This window comes from Nostoc flagelliforme FACHB-838 (assembly GCF_014698065.1).
In the GTDB taxonomy this organism is placed as follows: domain Bacteria; phylum Cyanobacteriota; class Cyanobacteriia; order Cyanobacteriales; family Nostocaceae; genus Nostoc; species Nostoc flagelliforme_B.
The window spans coordinates 1-4,645 of record NZ_JACJSI010000432.1 but is presented as its reverse complement, the minus strand read 5'-3'; the positions used below and the strand labels follow the sequence as shown (position 1 = coordinate 4,645).

Annotated in this window: 6 protein-coding genes; 2 read left to right on the top strand and 4 right to left on the bottom strand. The window is 41.7% G+C overall.

Features of this window, described 5'->3' with window-relative positions; all coding sequences use genetic code 11:
- The coding region (locus H6G97_RS45760; RefSeq protein ID WP_190947046.1) for a DUF3574 domain-containing protein at positions 1 to 488 on the bottom strand (488 nt) is incomplete at its 3' end.
- A gap of 340 nt (positions 489 to 828) precedes the next feature.
- Here H6G97_RS45760 and H6G97_RS45755 point away from each other — a divergent pair.
- A complete protein-coding gene (locus tag H6G97_RS45755) occupies positions 829 to 1,086 on the top strand; it encodes a hypothetical protein (protein ID WP_190947045.1) in 258 nt (85 codons plus the stop codon).
- Positions 1,087 to 1,273: 187 nt separating this feature from the next.
- On the top strand, positions 1,274 to 2,077 hold the full coding sequence (locus H6G97_RS45750; protein ID WP_199350125.1) for an isopentenyl phosphate kinase: 804 nt from the start codon (positions 1,274 to 1,276) through the stop codon (positions 2,075 to 2,077).
- Between the two features lie 299 nt (positions 2,078 to 2,376).
- On the opposite strand, the gene H6G97_RS45745 is transcribed toward H6G97_RS45750, so the two are convergent.
- From H6G97_RS45745 to H6G97_RS45735, 3 genes are all read right to left on the bottom strand, one after another.
- A complete protein-coding gene (locus tag H6G97_RS45745; RefSeq protein ID WP_242056075.1) occupies positions 2,377 to 3,963 on the bottom strand; it encodes a DNA cytosine methyltransferase in 1,587 nt (528 codons plus the stop codon).
- Positions 3,960 to 4,352 carry an ASCH domain-containing protein gene (locus H6G97_RS45740; RefSeq protein ID WP_190947044.1) on the bottom strand — a complete coding sequence of 131 codons (393 nt, stop codon included), beginning with the start codon at positions 4,350 to 4,352 and terminating at the stop codon, positions 3,960 to 3,962. Before H6G97_RS45740 ends, H6G97_RS45745 begins: the two co-directional genes overlap by 4 nt.
- Positions 4,353 to 4,393: 41 nt before the next feature.
- A partial coding sequence (locus H6G97_RS45735) for a DnaB-like helicase C-terminal domain-containing protein (protein ID WP_242056074.1) occupies positions 4,394 to 4,645 on the bottom strand: 252 nt, incomplete at its 5' end.

The window sequence follows — 4,645 nt, the reverse complement described above, 5'->3', positions numbered from 1 at the left end:
AAAAATAAATCCGTTTGGATGAGCTTTGGAACTGAACTGTTGTTAAATAAATCCTCACCTGAATCGAAGCTAACTGCAAGCTCGTCAAAGTTTGCCACTTGCAAAACACTTTCTTGATTGAACTGCTTACGGTATGCCCTAACAATCTCGCTGATAGAAACTTCGTTTGTTGGAGTGTCTTCTCGGAAAAGGGTAACAACTTTGGCAGGTTCTTCGATGAGTTTTCCTGTACTGTCCAAGAATTGCCCATTGGCATCAAAAATTGTTAAATCTGATGGGAAACGAGGGGTAATTACACCATTAACAAAAGCCTGAAACTCGCTCTGGGATACCTCTTGACCTCCGGCAATATTACGTCCAAAAAACAAATCTTCCTGAATTAGGGAAAATGCTTTAGCTTTAGGTAAATCTACTATGAGCGCCAGAGAAAGGGCGGTACTAGTGGCCAGAGCGGTAGTAATTTTGTTGAAAATATTTTTTTTAGACATAGTTGTAATGCTCCTGAGCGAACAAACTAAATCCTAAGATTTAGCTCATGTTAGGTACTGAATAAATGTGAATACCTTTTTGCACTACAATGAAAATACTCCATATAGCAAAAAAAACTAGTGTTTGTGCTGAAGTTCATCAAATCTTTAAAATAAAATTTATAGTTTGCTCATTTTTAGCCTGTACTGCTCCCTCAAAACACGGTTGCAATGGCGATTGCCGCCATTGTAATCTGCGGTACTTCACGACAGCCTTGCCTTGAGCGATCACAAGAAGGTGGGCGGGTACGCCATCGCACACAATCGCCCTTGTACAGTACTTATACAGAGGTATAAATATTTGCCAAAGTATAAACTGAATCTGGTAAAAGGTGATTATAGTAAATTTATATACTCTATTGATGTGAATAAATCAGTAGAGTATTTTTGTGAAAGTGCGTCTAACGTAAGCGATCGCCTCTTCTGTGCCCTTGTTACAACCGCCCCTCCACAGCCTACGATTACTCCTTGGGGTAATGGTGCATTCATGTTTGACCAAATTTTGATAACCATTGGTTTACACGCACTCAACCAAGGGTGTTGCATTGAGCTTGGTTGATTGCGTCTAATCCTTGTATAGTGCAGCTTTAAAAGTTTTTCGTTCTTTTTGCGTAAATTACAAAACTTGAACTGGAGAGTATTACATAGCAAACGAATTAAATTGTGTTGAAATTATTAGCAATTTTGATTTTTTTTGTCTAGGATTAGTTTTTTATAAGTTTTTGTCTTTCCTCATTTAATATTTTATGGTGGAATTAGTATTAGTGAAGCTAGGAGGTTCCTTAATTATTGACAAGGATAAACCCTATACTGCTCGGAGAGAAGTTATAACACAACTGGTTGAGCAAGTGAGGCTGATCAAACGTGAAAATCCTAATCTGAAACTTATTATTGGTAACGGTGCTGGTTCTTTCGCCCACCAATCAGCGAGTAAATATAATACAATTAACGGTTTTTCAGGTGAGGAAGAAAAACTAGGGTTCTGCTTAGTCCATCAAGATGCTTTAGATTTAAATTTTCTCCTAGCTAAAAAGTTTTTACAGGCAGGTTTGCCAGTGGTAAGTTTACCACCTATTACTATGATAATCACTCACAACAAAAAACTATTGAAGAGTGACTATAGTGTGATAGAAAGTAGTCTACAAACAGGTTTAATTCCTTTAGTTTTCGGTGATGTCGTTCTAGATCAAGCTATTGGTGGGACTGTCTTCTCGACAGATGTAATGCTTGCAGAACTAGCGAAATACTTTTATCTTCAAGGTAAGTTTAAAATTCGACTAATAAATGTTGGGAATTATGCAGGTGTATATGATCAAGATGGGCAAGTAGTTTCCAATATTACTCAAGCTAACTATTTTCAGATTAGACCTTTCTTGGGCAAGAGCAAATCAGTAGATGTTACTGGCGGGATGGCTAAGAAAGTTGAGGAGTTTTTGAATATTTCTAGTTTAGGGATTGACTGCTGGATAATTGATGGGAATATCCCAGGGAATTTAGCCTCTTCAGTTTTAGGTACGCCAACTCTAGGAACTTTAATTAGGGCATTTTAACTAAAATGATTTCAAAACTGTTGGTAGTTAATCCGAATTACTTACCCTTAATCTTTTTGAGATAACTCATCGAGAAAGGCAGAGGGCAGTTCTTGCTGAAGGCAGCTATGAATCTATCCCACGAATAAAATTATGCGAACCCAGATGTAAACTGTCGCTAAGGAAAGAAAACCATTAAAGCAGGCGGAAACTCGCTCCCACTGCACAACCTCTGTGCTTCTTCTTTTCTGTCCCCTGCTTGTTAGTTGTCCTGTTCCTTACCTGTACCAACACATTTCAAGTGAGTTGCTCTCGGTTTGTCATAAAAATGCTCCTGATAATTGTTTCTGTATGTGAGTAAATAACTGCACGACAAAACTGGGAGGCACGGAATAGCCGATAATTGACCCCGCCGTAGCAGCTTCGTTGGGAAATTCATACCAACTGGGAAACCCTTGCAAGATTGCAGCCCCAGGAATTGTCAAAGACTTGGTAGTACCATCAGGTAGCCAAATATCAGCAAATTTATTGCGGTTACAGCCTTTGTGGTCAGTGAAATGTGATCGCAGAATGGTATTAGCGGGGTGCGACCCTGGCTTGTACTTGGGTAACTTGCGTCCCCCAACCCGTTCAATCAACAGTGCTGTTGGCGCATTCTCGGCTAAAAATTTCTCTAAAGCTTGTTGCTGTTTAGGTAGAAGCTGTGAATCAGTCATTGTGGGGATGAGATGGACTATCGCCTCGTACCAACCACAAGGTGTAGTTCCCGAAGGTAAGGTAACGCGAAACCCCCTACTTGCAATCAGGACTAACCGCCGACGCGCCTGGGGTAGTCCGAAATCAGCCATATTCACCACGCTATAATCAATCAAGTATCTATATTCTTCGAGAGTTTCCAAAATAGCAGTGAAACTCTCACTTTCTTGATAGCGCGGCACATTCTCCAGCGTAAACACCCGTGGCTGCAACTGCCGGACGGCTTCTGCCACAGCGATCGCTGCGGTCAGATCATCGCTAGTTTCCCCACCTTTACCCGCTTTAGCTGTGTGAGCTTGACTGAAGTTGGCGCACACCGGGGAGGCATGGAGGTAATCGGGGCAGCGCGGAAAACCCAGAAATCCTGATTGCGCTACTTCTTGGACTGTTAGTTGTATTATTCTACAGCCATACTCGCTAAAGTTGTGGTGATGGGTAAAGGCTATCGCCCTGCTCAAGTCTGGTTTTGTGGGGTCGAATTCCACCGCAATGACTGGACGAATCCCGGCTTCAACCATGCCAGCTTCAATCCCGCCGCCACCAGCGAAAAGTACTACAGCGATCGGAGCATTATCTGGAAGTGTTGGTTTTATTTTTGTGTTATCAGAATTTTTGCAGACATCTAATTTTGGTGATGGCTTTTTGGATTTCGCTCTTTTGATAAAAGCGATAATATCTTCCTTAGTTGCCCCCTGCTGTTGCATTAGACGAATCATTGGAACAGCGCCAGGGGGAATTGAGCCTATACTTCGCCCTTTCCATACTCCATCAACTCGTTCTTCCCAGTTATATGCCCATCGGTAATGAGTCGGGTTGTTTGGGTCACGCTCACATATAACTCGTGGGTAAAAAACTATTGAGCCATCAAGTAGCTTTTTCTTTTCGAGGTACGGATATAGGCATCCTTGGCTATGAAGTTGTGAGCTTTTAATGTCGTCCTCTAAGAATTTTTCGGGTGTCCCAGATAACGTAAACTCTACTGGTGCAGTAGAACCAGAAGGTGTTTGATATACCTCAGTTTTTTGAAGTAATTTTTTCTTTTTAATGTACGGATAGAGGCATTCTCGACTATGAAGCTGTGCGGCTTCAAGGTCATCCTCTAAGAATTTTTCGGGTATTGGAGATAACTCAGCTATTACTGATTTAATCATGCAGCCACCTCTATGACCAAATCATCAGGCACTTCAAAAATCCCCAGTTGACCAATGTAAGGAATCGGTGCAATCTCGCGTGGATTCTCCAGCTTCCAGTGGTATTGCCCAGGCATCCCCCAGCCAGACGCAACTTGTGAAAACTTGCAATCGACTATTGTGACAACGCCGATAACTTGGCCGCGACGGAGACTCTTTAACTCTGGAATAGACACGCCCATGCTTTGAAAGAAGACAGAGGCGATTTCATATTCCTTCTTGGTACACTTTTTCGCTGCATGGATGAGAATATCACCTCGATAATGAATAGGCCAGCCTTGGTTTTCAATATTTTTGAGAGCATAAATAATTGCCCATGCCCAAGGCTGACGAACAGATAGCGCTTTCATATATCGACCTCTAAAACTTAAAAAAAGTTCATCGCATCAAATTATCTCGCCAAGTTCAAAAATTTCGATGTGGATAAATCGCATAACATGGTCGCAGTGCCGAGCTTACCGTAAAGGCGGTTTTTCTCAACAATCAACTCAATAGTGCGATCGCTTGGGTCTTTTGTGTAGACAGCATCGCGGTAAAGCATAATTAACTGGTCACATACCTCAAAGATTTCACCAGAATTACGTAACAGATGACGATTGGGGCGTTTATCAGCCGTAGTTTGATTCCCCCGATTGATTTGACA